Annotated in this window: 16 protein-coding genes, 3 tRNA genes and 2 pseudogenes; 12 read left to right on the forward strand and 9 right to left on the reverse strand. The window is 72.3% G+C overall.

All coding sequences use genetic code 11. The annotated features are described in order from the left end of the window. The 5 genes and pseudogenes from MCAG_RS15805 to amcA form a co-directional block, all read left to right on the forward strand. Window positions 1-532 (forward strand): annotated as a pseudogene (locus MCAG_RS15805) (adenylosuccinate lyase); the annotation flags it as partial. A 57-nt stretch (window positions 533-589) separates the two neighbouring features. Then, window positions 590-1,006, forward strand: a pseudogene (locus MCAG_RS15810) (amidophosphoribosyltransferase); the annotation flags it as partial. 65 nt (window positions 1,007-1,071) lie between these two features. Further along, a complete protein-coding gene (purM, locus tag MCAG_RS15815; protein ID WP_036373642.1) occupies window positions 1,072-2,226 on the forward strand; it encodes a phosphoribosylformylglycinamidine cyclo-ligase in 1,155 nt (384 codons plus the stop codon). A gap of 131 nt (window positions 2,227-2,357) precedes the next feature. Next, complete coding sequence (gene amcB, locus MCAG_RS15820; protein ID WP_304412205.1) at window positions 2,358-3,464, forward strand: cyclophane-forming radical SAM peptide maturase AmcB; 1,107 nt, start codon at window positions 2,358-2,360, stop codon at window positions 3,462-3,464. After that, window positions 3,433-3,669, forward strand: coding sequence for a multiple cyclophane-containing RiPP AmcA (gene amcA / locus MCAG_RS15825; RefSeq protein WP_007073992.1), 237 nt, complete (start codon window positions 3,433-3,435; stop codon window positions 3,667-3,669). Before amcB ends, amcA begins: the two co-directional genes overlap by 32 nt. A gap of 144 nt (window positions 3,670-3,813) precedes the next feature. On the opposite strand, the gene MCAG_RS15830 is transcribed toward amcA, so the two are convergent. Together MCAG_RS15830 and MCAG_RS15835 are read right to left on the reverse strand one after the other, a co-directional pair. Beyond that, window positions 3,814-4,029 carry a DUF3073 domain-containing protein gene (locus MCAG_RS15830; protein WP_036373645.1) on the reverse strand — a complete coding sequence of 72 codons (216 nt, stop codon included), beginning with the start codon at window positions 4,027-4,029 and terminating at the stop codon, window positions 3,814-3,816. A gap of 332 nt (window positions 4,030-4,361) precedes the next feature. Beyond that, window positions 4,362-5,444, reverse strand: coding sequence for a Glu/Leu/Phe/Val dehydrogenase (locus tag MCAG_RS15835; protein ID WP_007073994.1), 1,083 nt, complete (start codon window positions 5,442-5,444; stop codon window positions 4,362-4,364). Window positions 5,445-5,660: 216 nt separating this feature from the next. Between MCAG_RS15835 and MCAG_RS15840 the strand changes: the two genes are divergently transcribed. Next, window positions 5,661-6,500, forward strand: a complete 840-nt coding sequence (locus MCAG_RS15840) for a hypothetical protein (protein WP_036373647.1) — start codon at window positions 5,661-5,663, stop codon at window positions 6,498-6,500. A 285-nt stretch (window positions 6,501-6,785) separates the two neighbouring features. Continuing rightward, window positions 6,786-6,995, forward strand: coding sequence for a BldC family transcriptional regulator (locus MCAG_RS15845; protein WP_007073996.1), 210 nt, complete (start codon window positions 6,786-6,788; stop codon window positions 6,993-6,995). Between the two features lie 158 nt (window positions 6,996-7,153). Here the strand turns inward: MCAG_RS15845 and MCAG_RS15850 are convergent, their stop codons facing one another. Further along, entirely contained in the window at window positions 7,154-7,564 is a 411-nt protein-coding gene (locus MCAG_RS15850) for a PPOX class F420-dependent oxidoreductase (RefSeq protein WP_007073998.1), read from the reverse strand. 53 nt (window positions 7,565-7,617) lie between these two features. On the opposite strand from MCAG_RS15850, the gene MCAG_RS15855 reads away from it, so the two are divergent. Beyond that, window positions 7,618-8,397, forward strand: coding sequence for a bifunctional 2-polyprenyl-6-hydroxyphenol methylase/3-demethylubiquinol 3-O-methyltransferase UbiG (locus MCAG_RS15855; protein WP_036373650.1), 780 nt, complete (start codon window positions 7,618-7,620; stop codon window positions 8,395-8,397). A 100-nt stretch (window positions 8,398-8,497) separates the two neighbouring features. On the opposite strand, the gene MCAG_RS15860 is transcribed toward MCAG_RS15855, so the two are convergent. Further along, complete coding sequence (locus MCAG_RS15860) at window positions 8,498-8,785, reverse strand: hypothetical protein (RefSeq protein WP_036373653.1); 288 nt, start codon at window positions 8,783-8,785, stop codon at window positions 8,498-8,500. 161 nt (window positions 8,786-8,946) lie between these two features. Here MCAG_RS15860 and MCAG_RS15865 point away from each other — a divergent pair, with 161 nt between their 5' ends. After that, window positions 8,947-9,804: a 3-hydroxyacyl-CoA dehydrogenase family protein gene (locus tag MCAG_RS15865; protein ID WP_007074000.1), complete on the forward strand. Its 858-nt coding sequence runs from the start codon at window positions 8,947-8,949 to the stop codon at window positions 9,802-9,804. Beyond that, the gene (locus MCAG_RS15870; protein ID WP_198141574.1) at window positions 9,801-10,544 is read left to right on the forward strand and encodes an enoyl-CoA hydratase/isomerase family protein; all 744 of its coding nucleotides are present in this window, start codon (window positions 9,801-9,803) and stop codon (window positions 10,542-10,544) included. Before MCAG_RS15865 ends, MCAG_RS15870 begins: the two co-directional genes overlap by 4 nt. 125 nt (window positions 10,545-10,669) lie before the next feature. Here MCAG_RS15870 and MCAG_RS15875 read toward each other — a convergent pair whose 3' ends face one another. After that, complete coding sequence (locus tag MCAG_RS15875; RefSeq protein WP_007074002.1) at window positions 10,670-12,013, reverse strand: ABC transporter substrate-binding protein; 1,344 nt, start codon at window positions 12,011-12,013, stop codon at window positions 10,670-10,672. A gap of 169 nt (window positions 12,014-12,182) precedes the next feature. Between MCAG_RS15875 and MCAG_RS15880 the strand changes: the two genes are divergently transcribed. Beyond that, window positions 12,183-12,572, forward strand: a complete 390-nt coding sequence (locus MCAG_RS15880) for a hypothetical protein (RefSeq protein WP_036373656.1) — start codon at window positions 12,183-12,185, stop codon at window positions 12,570-12,572. Window positions 12,573-12,832: 260 nt separating this feature from the next. Beyond that, a complete protein-coding gene (locus MCAG_RS15885; RefSeq protein ID WP_007074004.1) occupies window positions 12,833-13,540 on the forward strand; it encodes a DUF2786 domain-containing protein in 708 nt (235 codons plus the stop codon). Window positions 13,541-13,623: 83 nt separating this feature from the next. Here MCAG_RS15885 and MCAG_RS15890 read toward each other — a convergent pair whose 3' ends face one another. From MCAG_RS15890 to MCAG_RS15905, 4 genes are all read right to left on the reverse strand, one after another. Beyond that, window positions 13,624-14,139 carry an SRPBCC family protein gene (locus tag MCAG_RS15890; protein WP_007074005.1) on the reverse strand — a complete coding sequence of 172 codons (516 nt, stop codon included), beginning with the start codon at window positions 14,137-14,139 and terminating at the stop codon, window positions 13,624-13,626. 281 nt (window positions 14,140-14,420) lie between these two features. After that, window positions 14,421-14,494, reverse strand: a tRNA-Phe gene (locus tag MCAG_RS15895). Window positions 14,495-14,597: 103 nt separating this feature from the next. Next, window positions 14,598-14,671 (reverse strand) — tRNA-Asp (locus tag MCAG_RS15900). A gap of 40 nt (window positions 14,672-14,711) precedes the next feature. Beyond that, a tRNA-Glu gene (locus MCAG_RS15905) sits at window positions 14,712-14,784 on the reverse strand. Window positions 14,785-14,911 lie beyond the last annotated feature (127 nt).

Raw genomic sequence — 14,911 nt, forward strand, 5'->3', positions numbered from 1 at the left:
GATCATCCGGGGGTATCTGTCGATGGTCGGCGAGCTGGCCGGCGACCAGTGGAACGAGGGGGACGTCTCCTGCTCGGTGGTCCGCCGGGTGGCCCTGCCGGACGCGTTCTTCGCCGCCGACGGGCTGTTCCAGACGTTCCTCACCGTGCTGGACGAGTTCGGGGCGTACCCGGCGGTGGTCAACCGGGAGCTGGAGCGCTTCCTGCCCTTCCTGGCCACCACGAAGATCCTGGTCGCGGCGGTACGCCGGGGCGTCGGCCGGGAGGCCGCGCACGAGGCGATCAAGGAGCACGCGGTCGGTGTGGCGCTGGCGATGCGGGAGCGGGCGGCCGCCGAGAACGACCTGTTCGACCGTCTCGCCGCCGACGCCCGCCTGGGCCTGTCCCGCGCCGACATCGATGCCCTGGTTGCCGACCGCACCGCCTTCGTGGGCGCGGCCGGGGCCCAGGTCGACCGGGTGACCACCCGCATCGCCAAGATCGTCAGCGCCCACCCCGCGGCGGCCACCTACACTCCGCCCCCTATTCTCTGACCCCGCCGGTCGGCGGGGGTGGGTCAGAAGTCGCGGGTGGGGGTTTCGGCCGCCGAGGAGACCCAGCGGGCGATCGTGCGGATGCTGCGCGAGGCGGGCGCGCTGGAGGTCCACGTGCGGATCTCCTCCCCGCCGGTCAACTGGCCGTGTTTCTACGGCATCGACTTCGCCACCCGGGCCGAGCTGTTGGCCAACGGGCTGGACAACGAGGGCATCCGGCGGTCCATCGGCGCCGACACGCTGGGCTATGTTTCGCTGCCCGGCCTGATCGCCGCGACCGAGCAGCCGAAGACCCGGCTCTGCCGGGCCTGCTTCGATGGGGAGTACCCGATCGAGCTGCCGGCCGGGAACCTGATCGGCAAGCACGTGCTCGAAGGGGTGGGACGCCGGGTCGCCGATGCCCCGGACGCCCTCGGGCACGTCGTCCCACCGCTCGTCGCCACTTCGGGCGGCGCGACCGTACACCGCCCATAGCATCGCCCGACGCGGGTCCGACCGGCCACCGCCGGGCCCCGCGAGAACCACAAAAGGGGAGAACCGTGACGCACGTGTCCGAGCGCAGCGGCACAGGAAGCAGCCCGACCGGCACCGGCGGCGACCGCACGCCCTGGACGGCCGCCACCGGCCGCCCGGCGCGTAAACGCTCGGTCTCGTACGCGGACGCGGGCGTCTCGATCGAGGCGGGCGACCGCGCGGTCGAGCTGCTCAAGTCCAAGGTCAAGCAGACCCGTCGTCCGGAGGTCATGGGCGACCTCGGCGGCTTCGCCGGCCTGTTCCGGCTGGACACGAAGAAGTACAGGAACCCGATCCTCGCGTCCTCCACCGACGGTGTCGGCACCAAGCTGGTGATCGCCCAGCAGCTCGACATCCACGACACGATCGGCATCGACCTGGTTGCGATGGTCGTGGACGACCTGGTGGCCTGCGGGGCCGAGCCGCTGTTCCTGCTCGACTACATCGCCTGCGGCGAGGTCGTCCCCGACAAGGTGGCCGAGATCGGCGCGGGCATCGCCGACGGCTGCCGGTACGCCGGCTGTGCGCTGCTCGGCGGCGAGACCGCCGAGCACCCCGGCGTGCTGCGCCCGGACGAGTACGACGTCTCCGCCACCGGCGTCGGGGTGGTGGAGGAGAGCGAGATTCTCAGCCCGGAGCGGGTGGAGACCGGCGACGTGGTCATCGCGATGCGCTCCTCGGGCCTGCACTCCAACGGCTACTCGCTGGTCCGGCACGTGCTGCTGGGCGCCGGCCGGATGCGGCTGGACGTGGTGATCGAGGACTTCGGCCGGCAGCGCACCCTCGGTGAGGAGTTGCTCACCCCGACCAAGATCTACGCCCAGGACTGCCTCAAGCTGATCGCCGAGGCCGAGGTGCGGTCGATCGCGCACGTCACCGGCGGCGGCATCCCGGGGAACCTGGTCCGCATCCTGCCGGAGAACGTGGACGCGGTGGTCAACCGTTCCACGTGGAAGCCGCAGCCCATCTTCGACCTGATCCAGTCCAAGGGCCGGATCGAGGACCACGAGATGGAGGCGACGTTCAACATGGGCGTGGGCATGTTCGCCATCGTCTCCGCCGAGGACGCCGACCGGGCGCTCGCCACGCTGACCGGGCGGGGCGTGGACGCCTGGCAGGCTGGCGAGATCATCGAGGGCACCGGCAAGGTGCAGATGGTTGGCCAGCACACCCGGGGTTAGCATCGAGAGTCATTGATCAGTCAAGGCGTCTGAGCGGGGGTTACCCGAGCGGCCATCGCCGCCTAGCCTGAAGGCCACCCTTCGGGTGGGGAAGGAGGGCGATGGCTGCTCGGGGACGGCCGCTCAGCGGGATGCGGGGAATCTCCCCGGTCCCGTCGTACGTCGTGATGCAGCCGACCACTCTCTGCAACCTCGACTGCGCGTACTGCTACCTGCCGTTGCGGGCGGCGGATCGGCGGATGCCGGTCGCGGTCGCCGAGGCGGTCGCGGCCTCGGTGAACCGCTGGGCGGTGGCCGGCCGGTTCTCGGTGGTGTGGCACGGCGGGGAGCCGCTCGCGGCCGGCCGGGAGCACCTGGCCGCCCTGATCGCCCCGTTCGGCCCGGAAGTCGAGCACCACGTGCAGACCAACGCGACCCTCATCGACGACGCCTGGTGCGAGTTCCTCGCCGCGCACCGGGTGCGGGTCAGCGTGAGCGTGGATGGGCCGCGCGGGCGCAACGGCGACCGCGTCACCCGCGCCGGCCGGCCGGCGTACGACCGGATCGTGCGGGGGGTCGCGGCGCTGCGCCGGCACGGGCTGCCGTTCTCGGCCCTGGCGGTGGTCAACGACCCGGAGCCGGGTCGGGCCGCTGAGCTGTACGACTACTTCCTCGGCCTGGGCTGCGAGGTGTTGGGCGTCAACATCGAGGAGACGGAGGGGGTCAACACCCGGGGCAACGCCCACGACGCGGCCCAGGTGCGGGCGTTCTGGGCGGAGCTGGTGTCCGCCTGGCGTCGCGACCCCCGCATCCACCTGCGCGAGGTGGAGTGGTCGCTGCGGTACGCGGCGGCGGTCCTCGACGGTACGGTCGACGGGCTGCTGCCCCGGCGGCTCGACCCGATCCCCACGGTCGGCCACGACGGGTCGGTGGTCGTGCTCTCCCCGGAGTTGGCCGGCTTCTCCGCCCCCGGGTACGGCGACTTCAGCAGCGGCAACGTGCTGACCACACCGCTGGCCGAGATCCTGGCCGACGCGGAGCGGGCGACCGGCTGGGTGGGTGAGTTCCTGGCCGGTGTGGAGGCGTGCCGGGCGTCCTGCCCGTACTTCGGGTTCTGCGGTGGCGGGCACGCCGCCAACCGTTACTTCGAGCTGGGGCGTTTCGACGGTACGGAAACCGAGCACTGCCGCAACAGCAAGATCCGCTTACTGGAGGGAGTGTTGGACCATGCCCGAAAACACCGGACACCGACAGCCTGAGCGCGTCGGAGGGAGCGCCGAGGGCCCGGTCGTCGACCGGGTGCTGGATGTCGCAGACGGGCTCGTCGCGCTGCTCCAGGAGGCGGAGGATGCGCGCCGGCTGCGGTCGGAGGCGGCGGGACACGATGGCGCGGGCGCGGTGTGCGCCTGGAACCACTTCGAGAACATCCCGACGTTCTACAACTGGAACAACCGGCCCCGTTGAGGGGCATGACCCCGAGATCAAGGACCTGCCGATCGGTCGGAACGCCGCCGGTGGACAGATCCTTGATCATCGGTTGGTACGCCGGCCCCGGACGGGCACACACGCGAGCACGCGGACTACCGCGTGCTCAACTGCCCCCGGGGGTCAACGGGTTGGACGGACCCAGGGGTCTGGGTCCTCGTCCGCGTGATCCTCGTCGTCGTCGTCGACATACTCTTTGTAGTCGTCGTCGAAGTCGTGGTTCGACTTACCAGCACCCGCCAGTTCGCGCTGCAAGGCGGTGAGGTCGGTGTTCGGGGAGTGGTACTTCAACTCCCGGGCCACCTTCGTCTGCTTGGCCTTAGCACGGCCGCGCCCCATGGCTCGACCCCCTCGCACAGAATTCGGGGCAGCCCGAAGGCGGGCCCCGATGACGTCAGGCATCTCTCGTGGCTCTTACGGTACATGGGGATGCCACCCTTCGGCACCTCGGGTTACCGCAGGCCGGCTCCATGCGTCGCAGTCATCCGGCCGTCACCGATCGTATCGAGGTAAGGGGCGGTTGCCGAAGCGCCCGTGACTCCGGGCAGTTGGGCCGTTTCACCCCGATTTCTAGCTTAACGTCACCTGCCCCGCAGCCCTGCCCGGTCGCCCGACCCGGGGCGGCGACCGCCTCCGGGTCGGGCTGTGACCTTCACCGCAGTAGGTGACCCTCACCGCAGGTGGATGGCGCGCAGCCGGCCGACCTCCGCCATCCGGCGCTCGGCGAGTCGGTCCGCCGCCACCGCCGGCGGCACCCCCTCGGCGTCGGCGAGCCGCAGGATCTGCCGAGTGGTGTCGTAGATGCGGGTGGCCCGGAGCTTGGCCCGCTCGAAGTTGAAGCCCTCGATCTCGTCGGCCACCTGGATCACCCCGCCGGCGTTCACCACATAGTCGGGGGCGTAGAGGATGCCCCGTTCGGCGAGCAGCTTCTCGATGCCCGGGTGGGCGAGCTGGTTGTTCGCCGCCCCGGCGACCACCCTCGCCCGCAGCGCCGGCACCGTGTCGTCGTTGAGAGCGCCGCCCAGCGCGCACGGGGCGTACACGTCGATGTCGGCGGCGACGAGGGCGGCGGCGTCGTCGACCAGCTCGACCTGCGGATGGTTGGCGCGCACCCACTCGCGCGGCCGGGGGTCGACGTCGGTTGCCACCACCTCGGCGTGGTCGTCGAGCAGGTGCCGGGTCAGGTGCTTGCCGACCTTGCCCAGCCCGGCCACGCCGACCCGCCTGCCGTTCAGGGTGGGCGCGCCCCAGACGTGCTCGGCGGCTGCCCGCATCCCCTGGAAGACGCCCCAGGCGGTCAGTACCGAGGAGTCCCCGGCCCCGCCGTGCTCGACGCTGCGGCCGGTGACGTAGCGGGTCTCCCGGGCGATCACGTCCATGTCCGCCACGTATGTGCCGACGTCGCAGGCGGTGTAGTAGCGGCCGTTCAGCGACTCCACGAAGCGGCCGTACGCGCGCAGCAGCGGCTCGCTCTTGAGCTGCTCCGGGTCGCCCCAGATGACCGCCTTGCCGCCGCCCAGGTCGAGCCCGGCGAGCGCATTCTTGTACGCCATGCCGCGTGACAGGTCGAGCACGTCGGCAAGCGCCGACTCCTCGTCGGCGTACGGGTAGAAGCGGGTGCCGCCGAGCGCGGGGCCGAGCGCGGTGGAGTAGATCCCGATGATCGCGCGGAGGCCGGTCTGTGTGTCCTGGCAGAACACGACCTGCTCGTGGCCCGTGGATGACGGGTCGTCGGTGCTGGTGAAAACGCCCATGGCTGACTCCTGTGACGGTATGCGTCCTTGTGGGACGCGGACCTGGTCGCACGCCGGCGGGATGCTGCCGGTGCTACCGAGCCTAGTATCGGCCGACGCCGTGCCGTCGTCCGCAGCGTGCCCAGTGCGCGGGCGTCCGGCGGGCCGGCGGGGGGCCGCGCGCGTGATCGGGGGCGCTGTGGGCGTCGCGGTTCCGTCTCGTGGGAGGATCGCGCCGTGCCGTCGCTCTTCGCTTCGTACCTGCGGGTGTACGAGCCGCTGACCGCCTTCGACCGGGACCGCCAGTCCTTCTGGCGGCGCTACGTCCAACAGGGGCGGGCGGTGGCCCCGTCGGAGGGGCCGGTGCGGCAGCGGACGGCGGTCATCGAGGCGCTCGGCGCGGGCTGGACCCGGCTGCCCGACCTGCCCGAGGAGGCGTACGTCCTGGAGGTCGACGACACCCTGCTGGTCTGCCCGTGGAACCTGCGGATCCGGGTGGCCGAGGCGGCGCTGAGCGCCCGCGACGGCGTGCCGTCCGTGCTGGCCGACGCGTTCGTGCCACCGATCCTGGCCGGGCAGGCCAAGGCGGTCGTGGAGGACTGGCGCAGCGGGGCCCGGGTGCTGGAGCACGGCGTCCCCCGGGTGCACGAGCAGATCGCCACCTGGGGGGTGCCGCTGCGCTGGTTCGTGCTGTTCGACTTCGAGGAGCGGGACCTGGTGACCCGGCCCGGGCGGCGCGCGCTGCGGTACCGGACGGAGATCTCCAAGGCTCGCCGCCGGTCGTCCCGGGCGCTGTCGGTGCTGCGCAAGACCGTCGGCCAGGCGCCGATCACCGAGGCGGTGGAGGAGGCCGCGCGCTGGCTGGAGGAGTTCCACCCGCGCTCGGTGGTGGAGCTGGACTATGGCGGCCTGGTCCAGTTGCTCTCCGACGAGGCCCTCGCCGAGGACGATTCCCCGGCGCTCGTCGCGGGCGGCCTCACCGGGCTGTCCAAGGGGGAGGCCGACGAGGCGTCGGCGGCGTACGACCGGCTCGTCGCGCGGTGGCGGGCGGTCCAGTTGCTGGAGCGGTGCAACTAGCCCTGACCTGGGTAAAGACTTGCCCAAGGGGGAACAAACCGCCCATGGAACCGCTCCCAAGGTGAGGTGGGCTCGTAGTTGGAGCATCACGACCAGTGATTATGAGTCCGAATAAGGTGGCTTCTGACGTGTATTAGTCGTATAAATCGGGCATGGTTCATCCGTCCGTCTAGGGACCTTCGGCCGTTCGGCCCATGTCGGACATCGGGGACTAGCCGGACCATGGGAGACGCGTCGGCCGGCGGGACCCCGGCCGATGTCTATACCTGTGGAGGAGTGACCGATATGGCATCGCGAACGCACGAACCGGAGCCGCTGCTCACACCGGCCGAGGTGGCGTCGATGTTCCGTGTCGACCCGAAGACGGTGACCCGGTGGGCCAAGGCTGGCAAGCTCAGTGCCATCCGCACTCTGGGCGGCCATCGCCGTTACCGCGAGTCGGAGGTTCGCGCCCTGCTGCAGGGGCAGATCCCCCAGCAACGCCAGGGGGACTGACCCGCCGGGAAGTCCTTCAGAATTCCGTTCCGATCAGGGGCGGCAGATCGCATCTGCCGCCCCTGATCGTGTCCGGCCCAGGGCTTCAGGTCGCCGGGCTGCTTTGCTCGCCGCCTAGGCCCTGCCCTCTCAGCAGTTCGCTCCCCTCCGGGATCCCCTCACCCGCTCTGCTCGGCTCCGGGGTCGGCCTGCTCGGCGAGCGTCAGCCGGATGCCCACCGTGCCGCCCTCGCCCCGGCGTAGCCGGCTGCCCAGCAGGCTGAGGCGGCCCAACAACCGGTACTTCTGCTTCAGCAACTCGCGGATCCGCAGGGTCTCCGTCGGATCGCAGATCGTCGCCCGGCCGGCCACCGCCGCGCCGTGCGGGCGGCCTCGCACGTCGCACGGGGCGATCGTGACGTCGCCGCTGCGCCGGATGCGTTTTACCTTGCCGGAAGCAGAGGCGGTCCACGCGGCGAGCGCGTCACCGTCGCGGACCACCCACACCGGTGTGGGCACAGCCCGCCCGTCCTTGCGGAACGTGGTCAACAGCACGTACTTCTCGGCACCCAGCCGGTCCAAGGTGGTCACGCCGACAGGATACGGCCGAGCGTCCGCGCGGCAGCGGGGATAGCGTGAACCCTATGACCGGGGAACCCAGGATCGGCGACGTCTTCGGCGAGCTGCTGCGGGACGCCCTCGCCGTGGCCAGCGGCAGCGGCGCCCGGCCGCTGGCCGGTGGGCGGCTGCCCCGGCCGGTCGTGGAGGTCATCGAGCGAGACGACGGCCTGATCAACGGTGCCCCCGCCGCCCACTACCTGGCCGGCCCCGAGGACTGGCAGCCGTACGACCACCGGGCCGTGGACCGGGTGCGCGGCGAGACGCTGGACGTCGGCGTCGGCGCCGGCCGGATCGCGCTGCTGCTCCAGGAGCGCGGCGTGCCGGTGACCGGTCTGGACACCTCGCTCGGGGCGCTGAAGGTGTGCCGACGGCGCGGCGTGCGGGACCTGGTGCACGGCACGGTCGACGAGCACGTCGCCGACGGCCGGCGGTACGACACCTTCCTGCTGCTCGGCAACAACCTCGGGCTCTTGGAGGGGCGGGAGCGCGCGCCCGCGTTCCTCGCCGCGCTGGCCGCGCTCGCCCGGCCCGGGGCGCAGGTCATCGCGCACGGCACCGACCCGTACGGCACCAGCGACCCGGTGCACACCGGCTACCACGAGCGCAATCGGCGGCGCCGCCGGCTCGGCGGCCAGCTACGGCTGCGGCTGCGCTACCGCGAGCTGGGCACCGAGTGGTTCGACTACCTGGTCTGCTCCGTGGCCGAGCTGGCCGACCTGGTGCGGGGCACCCCGTGGCGGCTGGTTGACGTGGACGACCGGGACGCCCCGTACTACCTGGCGACGCTGACCCTGACCGGCTGAGCGCGCCGCTCCGTGCCTGGGCGTGGCAGATAACCGGGCGCGGGCGGTTAGCAGGGCCCCCTGTTAACGCCCGCGTTAACAGGGGGCCCTTCCTTGCATTTCAGACCTGGACGGTCGGGGGGAACTGCTCGGGCGGGAGGCCGCCGTCGCCGTCGACGACCTCGTCGGGAGTGCCGTCCTCGTCGAGGTCGACCATCGTGATGTCCACCTTGCCGTCACCGTCGGTGTCGAACTGGAACAGGTCGGCCCGGCCGTCGCCGTCGGTGTCGACCACCCAGACGTCGGTCTTCCCGTCGTTGTTGGTGTCCGCGCGGAGCAGGTCGACCCGCTCGTCGCCCCGGGTTTCCACGGTCTCGGTGCTCTCCACACTCTCCGGTGCCTGGCTCATGTCGGGTCCTTCCCTCGGTTGACGGCCGTCCTTACCCGGATCGACGCGCCCCCACGCATCCGTTGAGTGGCGGTGCTGCATAGGGTCGCACCCATGAGCCAGCGGAGCGAGCGCCCCGGCACGGCGGAGACCCCGCGCGCCGGGCGGAGCGAGGAGACGTCATGAGCGGTCGGTTTGTCGTCGTCGGAGCCGGCACGATGGGCCTCGGCATCGCCTACGTGGCGACCGGCGCGGGCTACCGCGTCGAGCTGGTGGAGGTCGACGCGGGCCGGGCGACCGCCGCCGGGGCGCGGCTCGGCGAGCTGTGGGAGCGGGCGGTCCAGCGCGGAAAGCTCACCGCCGACGAGGCGACGGCCAACCGGGAACGGCTGACGCTGCGCGGGTCCCTCGGCGAGATCGCGCCCGCGCCGGATGTGGTGGTGGAGGCCGTCCCCGAGCGGCTCGACCTCAAGCGGGCGGTGCTGCGCGACGCCGCCGCCCTGCGTCCCGCGCTGCTCGGCAGCAACACCTCCAGCATCGCCATCGGCGAGCTGGCCGCCGGGCTGGACCGTCCCGAGCGCTTCCTCGGCCTGCACTTCTTCAACCCGGTCTGGGCCATGGCGCTGCTGGAGATCGTGGTGGGCCAGGCCACCGCCGACGAGACCACCGCGGCGGCCGTCGCGCTCGCCGGCCGGCTCGGCAAGGACCCCGTCGTGGTACGCGACCTGCCCGGCTTCGCCACCTCCCGGCTCGGGGTGACCCTCGGCCTGGAGGCGATCCGGATGGTCGCCGACGGGGTGGCCAGCCCCGCCGACATCGACAAGGCCATGGTGCTCGGCTACCGACACCCGGTCGGCCCGCTGGAGCTGACCGATTTGGTCGGGCTGGACGTCCGGCTCGACATCGCCCGCACCCTCCAGGTCGCGTACGGGGACCGGTTCGCGCCCCCGCCGCTGCTGGAGCGGATGGTCGCCGAGGGGAAGCTGGGCCGCAAGTCCGGGCAGGGCTTCTACCGATGGGACGAGGGCGGGAAGCGGTGAGCGGGCTGCGGATCGAGGAGCGTCCCGACCGGCTGGTGGTGACGCTGGACCGGCCCGAGAAGCGCAACGCGATCGACGCCGAGCTGATCGCCGAGCTGCACGCCGTCTGCGCCGAGCTGGAGGCCCGGCCCCGGCTGCTGCTGCTCACCGGCGGCACCGAGGGCATCTTCGCCGGCGGGGCGGACATCGGCCAGCTTCGCGAGCGCGGCCGGCTCGACGCGCTCGCCGCGATCAACTCCGCCGCGTTCGCCCGGGTTCGGGCGTTGCCGATGCCGACCGTCGCCGCCGTGGACGGGCCGGCGCTGGGCGGCGGGGCCGAGCTTGCGTACGCGTGTGACCTGCGGTTGTGCACGGCGCGCGCGGTCTTCGGGCAGCCCGAGGTGCGGCTGGGCATCCTGGCCGGCGCGGGCGCGACCCACCGGCTGCCGGCGCTCGTCGGTGAGGCCCGGGCCAAGGAACTGCTCTTCACCGGCCGCCGGGTGGACGCCGCAGAGGCGCTGCGGATCGGCCTGGTCAATCGGGTGGTCGACGAGCCGGCCGAGCTGCTGCCCGCCGCGCACGGGCTGCTCGACGAGATGGCCAAGGGCTCCGCGCTGGCGCTGCGGCTGACCAAGCTGGCCGTGGACGCGCCTCCGGCCGCCCATCCGCACCTCGACCTGGTCAGCCAGGCGGTGCTGTTCGAGGACGAGGAGAAGCGGCGGCGGATGACCGAGTTCCTGGAGCGCCGCCGGAGCCGCTGACCCGCCGCCACGACCGTCGAGGCCGCGCTGGCCCGCCGCCGAGGCCGCTGGCCCGCCGCCGGAACCGCGACGGCCGCCCCCGTGAGCGATCCTGCGGGGGCGGCCGTCGGCGCGGTCGGGTGCCGTCAGTGCCGGATCTGCACCCCGGAGTCGGCCAGCGCCCGGATCACCTGCGCGGACTCGCCGAAGCCGATGACCAACACCGCGTCCGCGCCATACGCCTTGATCTCGCGGGCCCCGGCGGTGAAGTCCAGCGGCGGGGCCTTCGCGTCGGCCGGCGGCTCGTACGTCAGCAGCTTCACCTGGTCGCCGTCCAGCCCGGCCCGCTCCAGCTCGGCGCGGACGTTCTCCTGGAGGCCCTCGCCATAGGAGTCCTTTCGCGCCACCAGGGCGATCCGGTGCGGCCCGTCGCGCAGGATCACGTCGGCCAGGGCGCGCCCCTGGAGGCTGTCTGGTGGGGCGGTACGGAAGTAGAGCCCCTTGTCCTCGACCGCGGTCAGCCCGGCGTCGGTGTTGGACGGCGAGAAGAGCACCAGGCCGGCGGCCACCACGTCGGGCAGGACGGCCCGGGAGATGCCCGAGGCACCGGCGCCGATGATGACGTGCACGCCCTCCCGGATGTGCTTTGCCACGGTGGCCTTCGCGACGGACGGGTTGGTGCCGTCGTCACCGTCGATCCAGACCACGTCCTCACCGAGCACCCCGCCCGCCGCGTTGATCTCCTTGACGGCGAGCGCGGCTCCGGCGGCCAGCGGCGGGTACGCGATGGCCAGGTCGCCGGTGCGCGGCAGCAGCCCGCCGAGGACCAGTGGCGCCGAGAGGGCCTTCGTGCCGCGCTGCCGTTGCGGCCGGGGCGGGTTCTTGGTGCTCGCCGCCGAGTCGTCACCGGCGCCGACGAACTCGGTCTTGCCGTCGTCGATCTTCTGCTCGCCGAAGGTCAAGGTGGCGTAGCTGGCCGTTGCCGGCTCCCCGGCGTCGGTGAACCCGGCCCGGTTGAGCGATACGCCCCGGTACTCGATGTCCCGGCCGTCCCGCGCGAGCCGCAGGCAGTCCGCCGGCTTCTCGCACCGCTGGCCGTTGTTGGTGACACCGACGATCTGCTTGGCGATCGCGGCCGGCTCGGTGGTGCCGGCAAGCTGCGCGGCCAGGGCACTGATCATGACCGCGTCGTAAGACTCGGCGGAGTAGAGGTAGTCCGTCAGCTTCGAGTTGACGCCGCGGAGGCGGTTCTTGAAGGAGTCCGGCAACGGCGTGAGCGGGGTCGTGCCCTTCATGCCGTCGAGCAGGTCGGCGCGCTCCTTCAACTCCACGGCGTACGCGTTGGTCATGTTGCCGTCGGTGCCGTAGAGGCGGACCTGTGGGGTGGTGGTCGCCTCCTTGGAGTCGTCGGTGCCGCAGCCGGCACCGGCGAGGAGCAGCGCCCCGCAGGCCGCCAGGGCGGCGACGCGCGAGCCGGGTGATACGAGCATGGTCGTCCTTCCTCCGGGAAAGGTCCGCTGCGCACATTAGCGTGCCTGGCTGACCGGCGGGACCGTGGAGGCGAGTCAAACGCCTGCTAGCCCTGTGTGTGCACGGAGGGTCACGAGGTTCGCGCTCTCGGGTGGTCACCGCTTGACCACCCGACGTACAGTTCGGCGGGTGACGGACGTACCGCAGCAGACGCTGGACGACGCTACCGCCGTGCTTCACTCGGCCCTGGCCGGGGACGGCGAGGCGGTGGTGGGCACCTTCGACGAGGTGGTCGACCGGTCCGGCCTGGCCGGCGCGTACGGGGTCGCCTGGTGCCTCGCGGCCACCATGGTAGGGGACGTGCCTGCCCACGGCGGCGCGGCGCTGGAGTTCCCCGGCATCGACGAGGCCGGCTACGACACCCGCTGGGTGGCGCGCTTCGTCAGCGCGTACGCCAACGCCGACGCGGACACGGGGGAGGCGCTCTTCGGCGCGGCGGTCGCCGACGGCCTGCTGCCGGACTGCCTGCTCACCCTCGCCGGCTCGACGGTGGCGACCCTGCGCAGCCGGGCCGCTTGACACCCGGCGCCCGGCCCGGGGGGACGGGCGCCGGGGCTCCGCCGGTCAGAACGCGTGGTACGCGATCAGCGGCTCGTACTCGTAGCGCAGGTTCGAGAAGTGCCGGCCTCGCCGCCCCAGCCTCCGGTCTGGAAGTACGAGCGCACCGCGCCGCCGTAGCAGGTGGTGAGCGTGCCGGCGAGGTTGTCGGCGGATAACGGCGCGGCGGGCGCGGCGACGGCGGGCGGCCGTGGCAGGGTCGATGTGATAGCTCTGGTGGCATGTCGCAGGCCATGCTCGCCAAGGTGCGCAAGCTGCTGGCGAAGGCGGAGGACCCGGCCTGCACGCCGCAGGAGTCCGCCGCCTTCACCGCCAAGGCCACCGAGCTGATCGCCCGCTACGGCGTGGACCGGGCCCTCCTGGCGGCCCGCGACCCGGCCACCGACCCGGTCGGCGACCGGGTGGTCGAGGTCGTCGCCCCGTACGCCCGGGACAAGGCCGGCCTGCTCGCCGCCGTCGCCGACCCGCTGCGCTGCCGGTGCGTGCGCCGCCGGCACGGTGACGGCTTCGCGATGCACCTCTTCGGCTTCGCCAGCGACCTGGAGCGGGTCGACCTGCTCTACACCTCGCTGCTGGTGCAGGCCGCGCACGGGCTGGCCGGCACCGCCGTCCCGGCGGGCGAGCACCCGGCCGCGTTCCGGCGGTCCTGGCTCGCCGGGTTCGCCCAGGTGGTCGGCGGGCGGTTGGCGGCGGCGGAGGCCGGCGCGGTGGCCGACTCGGGCGGGCCCTCCGTCGCGCTGGTGCTGGCCGACCGCTCGGACCAGGTCCAGCGCCGGGTCACCGAGGTCTACCCCCGGCTGCGCACGGCCGCGCCAAGGCGGCTCGGCGGCACCGGATTCGGCTCGGGCGCGGCGGCGGGCCACCGCGCCGACCTGGGCGGCCGGGGAGTGTCCCCCGCCTCTCGGCCGGCTCGGGGCCTCACCCGCTGACCGGCGCGGGCCGCTGGCGGTCCGCAGGGGGTGCCAACCATGGCGGGTGGAGCCGATCGGGTACGCGGCGGAGCCGGGCCGGGTCAGGCATCAGGGTGCAGGACCGAGGACAGGTACCGGGAGAGCAGTTCGTACCAGCCCGCCGTGAGCGCCTGCCGGTACCCCTCGGCGGCCTCGCCGTGCCGGTCGAAGTGTCGGTGCTCGACCTCCACCCGGGTCCGCTCCGGGCCCTCGGGAAGGAACAACACCTCGACCTCGCTGGCCTGCGCCGGGTCGGGGACCGGTACCCGGTCCGGCCCGATCTGCCAGACGAACACCAGGCGGCGGGGCGGGTCCCAAATGAGCACCCGGCCCCAGTCGGCGCGGAAACCGTGCGGACCGATCTCGTAGAGCATGCCGCCGGCGTGCGGCTCGACGCCCAACTCGGCAAGCGCGGCCGGCCCGGACCAGGTGTATTCCGGCACCCACCAGTCGGTGAGGGCCCCCGTGAAGACCGCGAAGGCTCGCTCGGCGGAGGCGGGAACGAGGAGACTGCTGCGGAGCGAGTACTGTGCGACGTCCTGCCGGACGGTTGTCGGACCGTCGATCTCCTGTCCCATAGGCCCGGACCATACCGGCTGGTGCCTTGGAGTGCAGCTTGCATAGTGCCGGTATCCGGACCCGATGCGCTCGGATGCCGGACAGTCGCGCCGAGTGGTCGTGACGCCGCCAGCGAGGGGGGTCTTGGAAGTCGGGGGCCCTTTCACGGGCCGGAACCGCCCAGGATGTGCCCGAGTGCCCCCACCGCTGAGACGGGGCCGACGCGACTGGCACCGCAAAAGCAAGATCCCCACCTGCGTTTCCGCTGGTGGGGACCTCTGTAGCCCGGCGAAAGGCTATGTGGCCAGGGGCGGGGTCGAACCGCCGACCTTCCGATTTTCAGTCGGACGCTCGTACCAACTGAGCTACCTGGCCGTGCTGCTCGGCTCATCGTACCCAAGCGGCGGGGTCACCGTCGGTAGGGCACCTGCTCCGATACGCAGAACGCCGCGCATCTTACGCGCGGCGTCAGCGCTTGCGGTCCTGACGGGACTTGAACCCGCGACCTCCGCCTTGACAGGGCGGCGAGCACTCCGACTGCTCCACAGGACCTTGCTGGTGTTACCGGTGTTGCTCCGGCTTGCGCCGGTCGTGCCCCCAACGGGATTCGAACCCGTGCTACCGCCTTGAAAGGGCGGCGTCCTGGGCCGCTAGACGATGAGGGCGGCCCCGCCATCATTGCACACTCGCAACTTCTAGCGGACTTGCTCCCATCCGGCCCCGCCGGAGGCTTGGAAAGCATACGTGACGTGCGGCCCGCGAAACAAATCGGTATGGCCGGGGGCGCAATCG

It is taken from the genome of Micromonospora sp. ATCC 39149, from assembly GCF_000158815.1.
In the GTDB taxonomy this organism is placed as follows: Bacteria; Actinomycetota; Actinomycetes; order Mycobacteriales; family Micromonosporaceae; genus Micromonospora.

What these genes read in the sequence shown, in the direction of transcription:
- MCAG_RS15865 (WP_007074000.1), top strand. Translation starts at nt 8,947, where the DNA reads ATGAGCGGTCGGTTTGTCGTCGTCGGAGCCGGCACGATGGGCCTCGGC.
- MCAG_RS15860 (WP_036373653.1), bottom strand. Translation starts at nt 8,785, where the DNA reads ATGAGCCAGGCACCGGAGAGTGTGGAGAGCACCGAGACCGTGGAAACC.
- amcB (WP_304412205.1), top strand. Translation starts at nt 2,358, where the DNA reads ATGCGGGGAATCTCCCCGGTCCCGTCGTACGTCGTGATGCAGCCGACC.
- MCAG_RS15885 (WP_007074004.1), top strand. Translation starts at nt 12,833, where the DNA reads ATGTCGCAGGCCATGCTCGCCAAGGTGCGCAAGCTGCTGGCGAAGGCG.
- amcA (WP_007073992.1), top strand. Translation starts at nt 3,433, where the DNA reads ATGCCCGAAAACACCGGACACCGACAGCCTGAGCGCGTCGGAGGGAGC.
- MCAG_RS15890 (WP_007074005.1), bottom strand. Translation starts at nt 14,139, where the DNA reads ATGGGACAGGAGATCGACGGTCCGACAACCGTCCGGCAGGACGTCGCA.
- MCAG_RS15830 (WP_036373645.1), bottom strand. Translation starts at nt 4,029, where the DNA reads ATGGGGCGCGGCCGTGCTAAGGCCAAGCAGACGAAGGTGGCCCGGGAG.
- MCAG_RS15875 (WP_007074002.1), bottom strand. Translation starts at nt 12,013, where the DNA reads ATGCTCGTATCACCCGGCTCGCGCGTCGCCGCCCTGGCGGCCTGCGGG.
- MCAG_RS15835 (WP_007073994.1), bottom strand. Translation starts at nt 5,444, where the DNA reads ATGGGCGTTTTCACCAGCACCGACGACCCGTCATCCACGGGCCACGAG.
- MCAG_RS15855 (WP_036373650.1), top strand. Translation starts at nt 7,618, where the DNA reads ATGACCGGGGAACCCAGGATCGGCGACGTCTTCGGCGAGCTGCTGCGG.
- MCAG_RS15845 (WP_007073996.1), top strand. Translation starts at nt 6,786, where the DNA reads ATGGCATCGCGAACGCACGAACCGGAGCCGCTGCTCACACCGGCCGAG.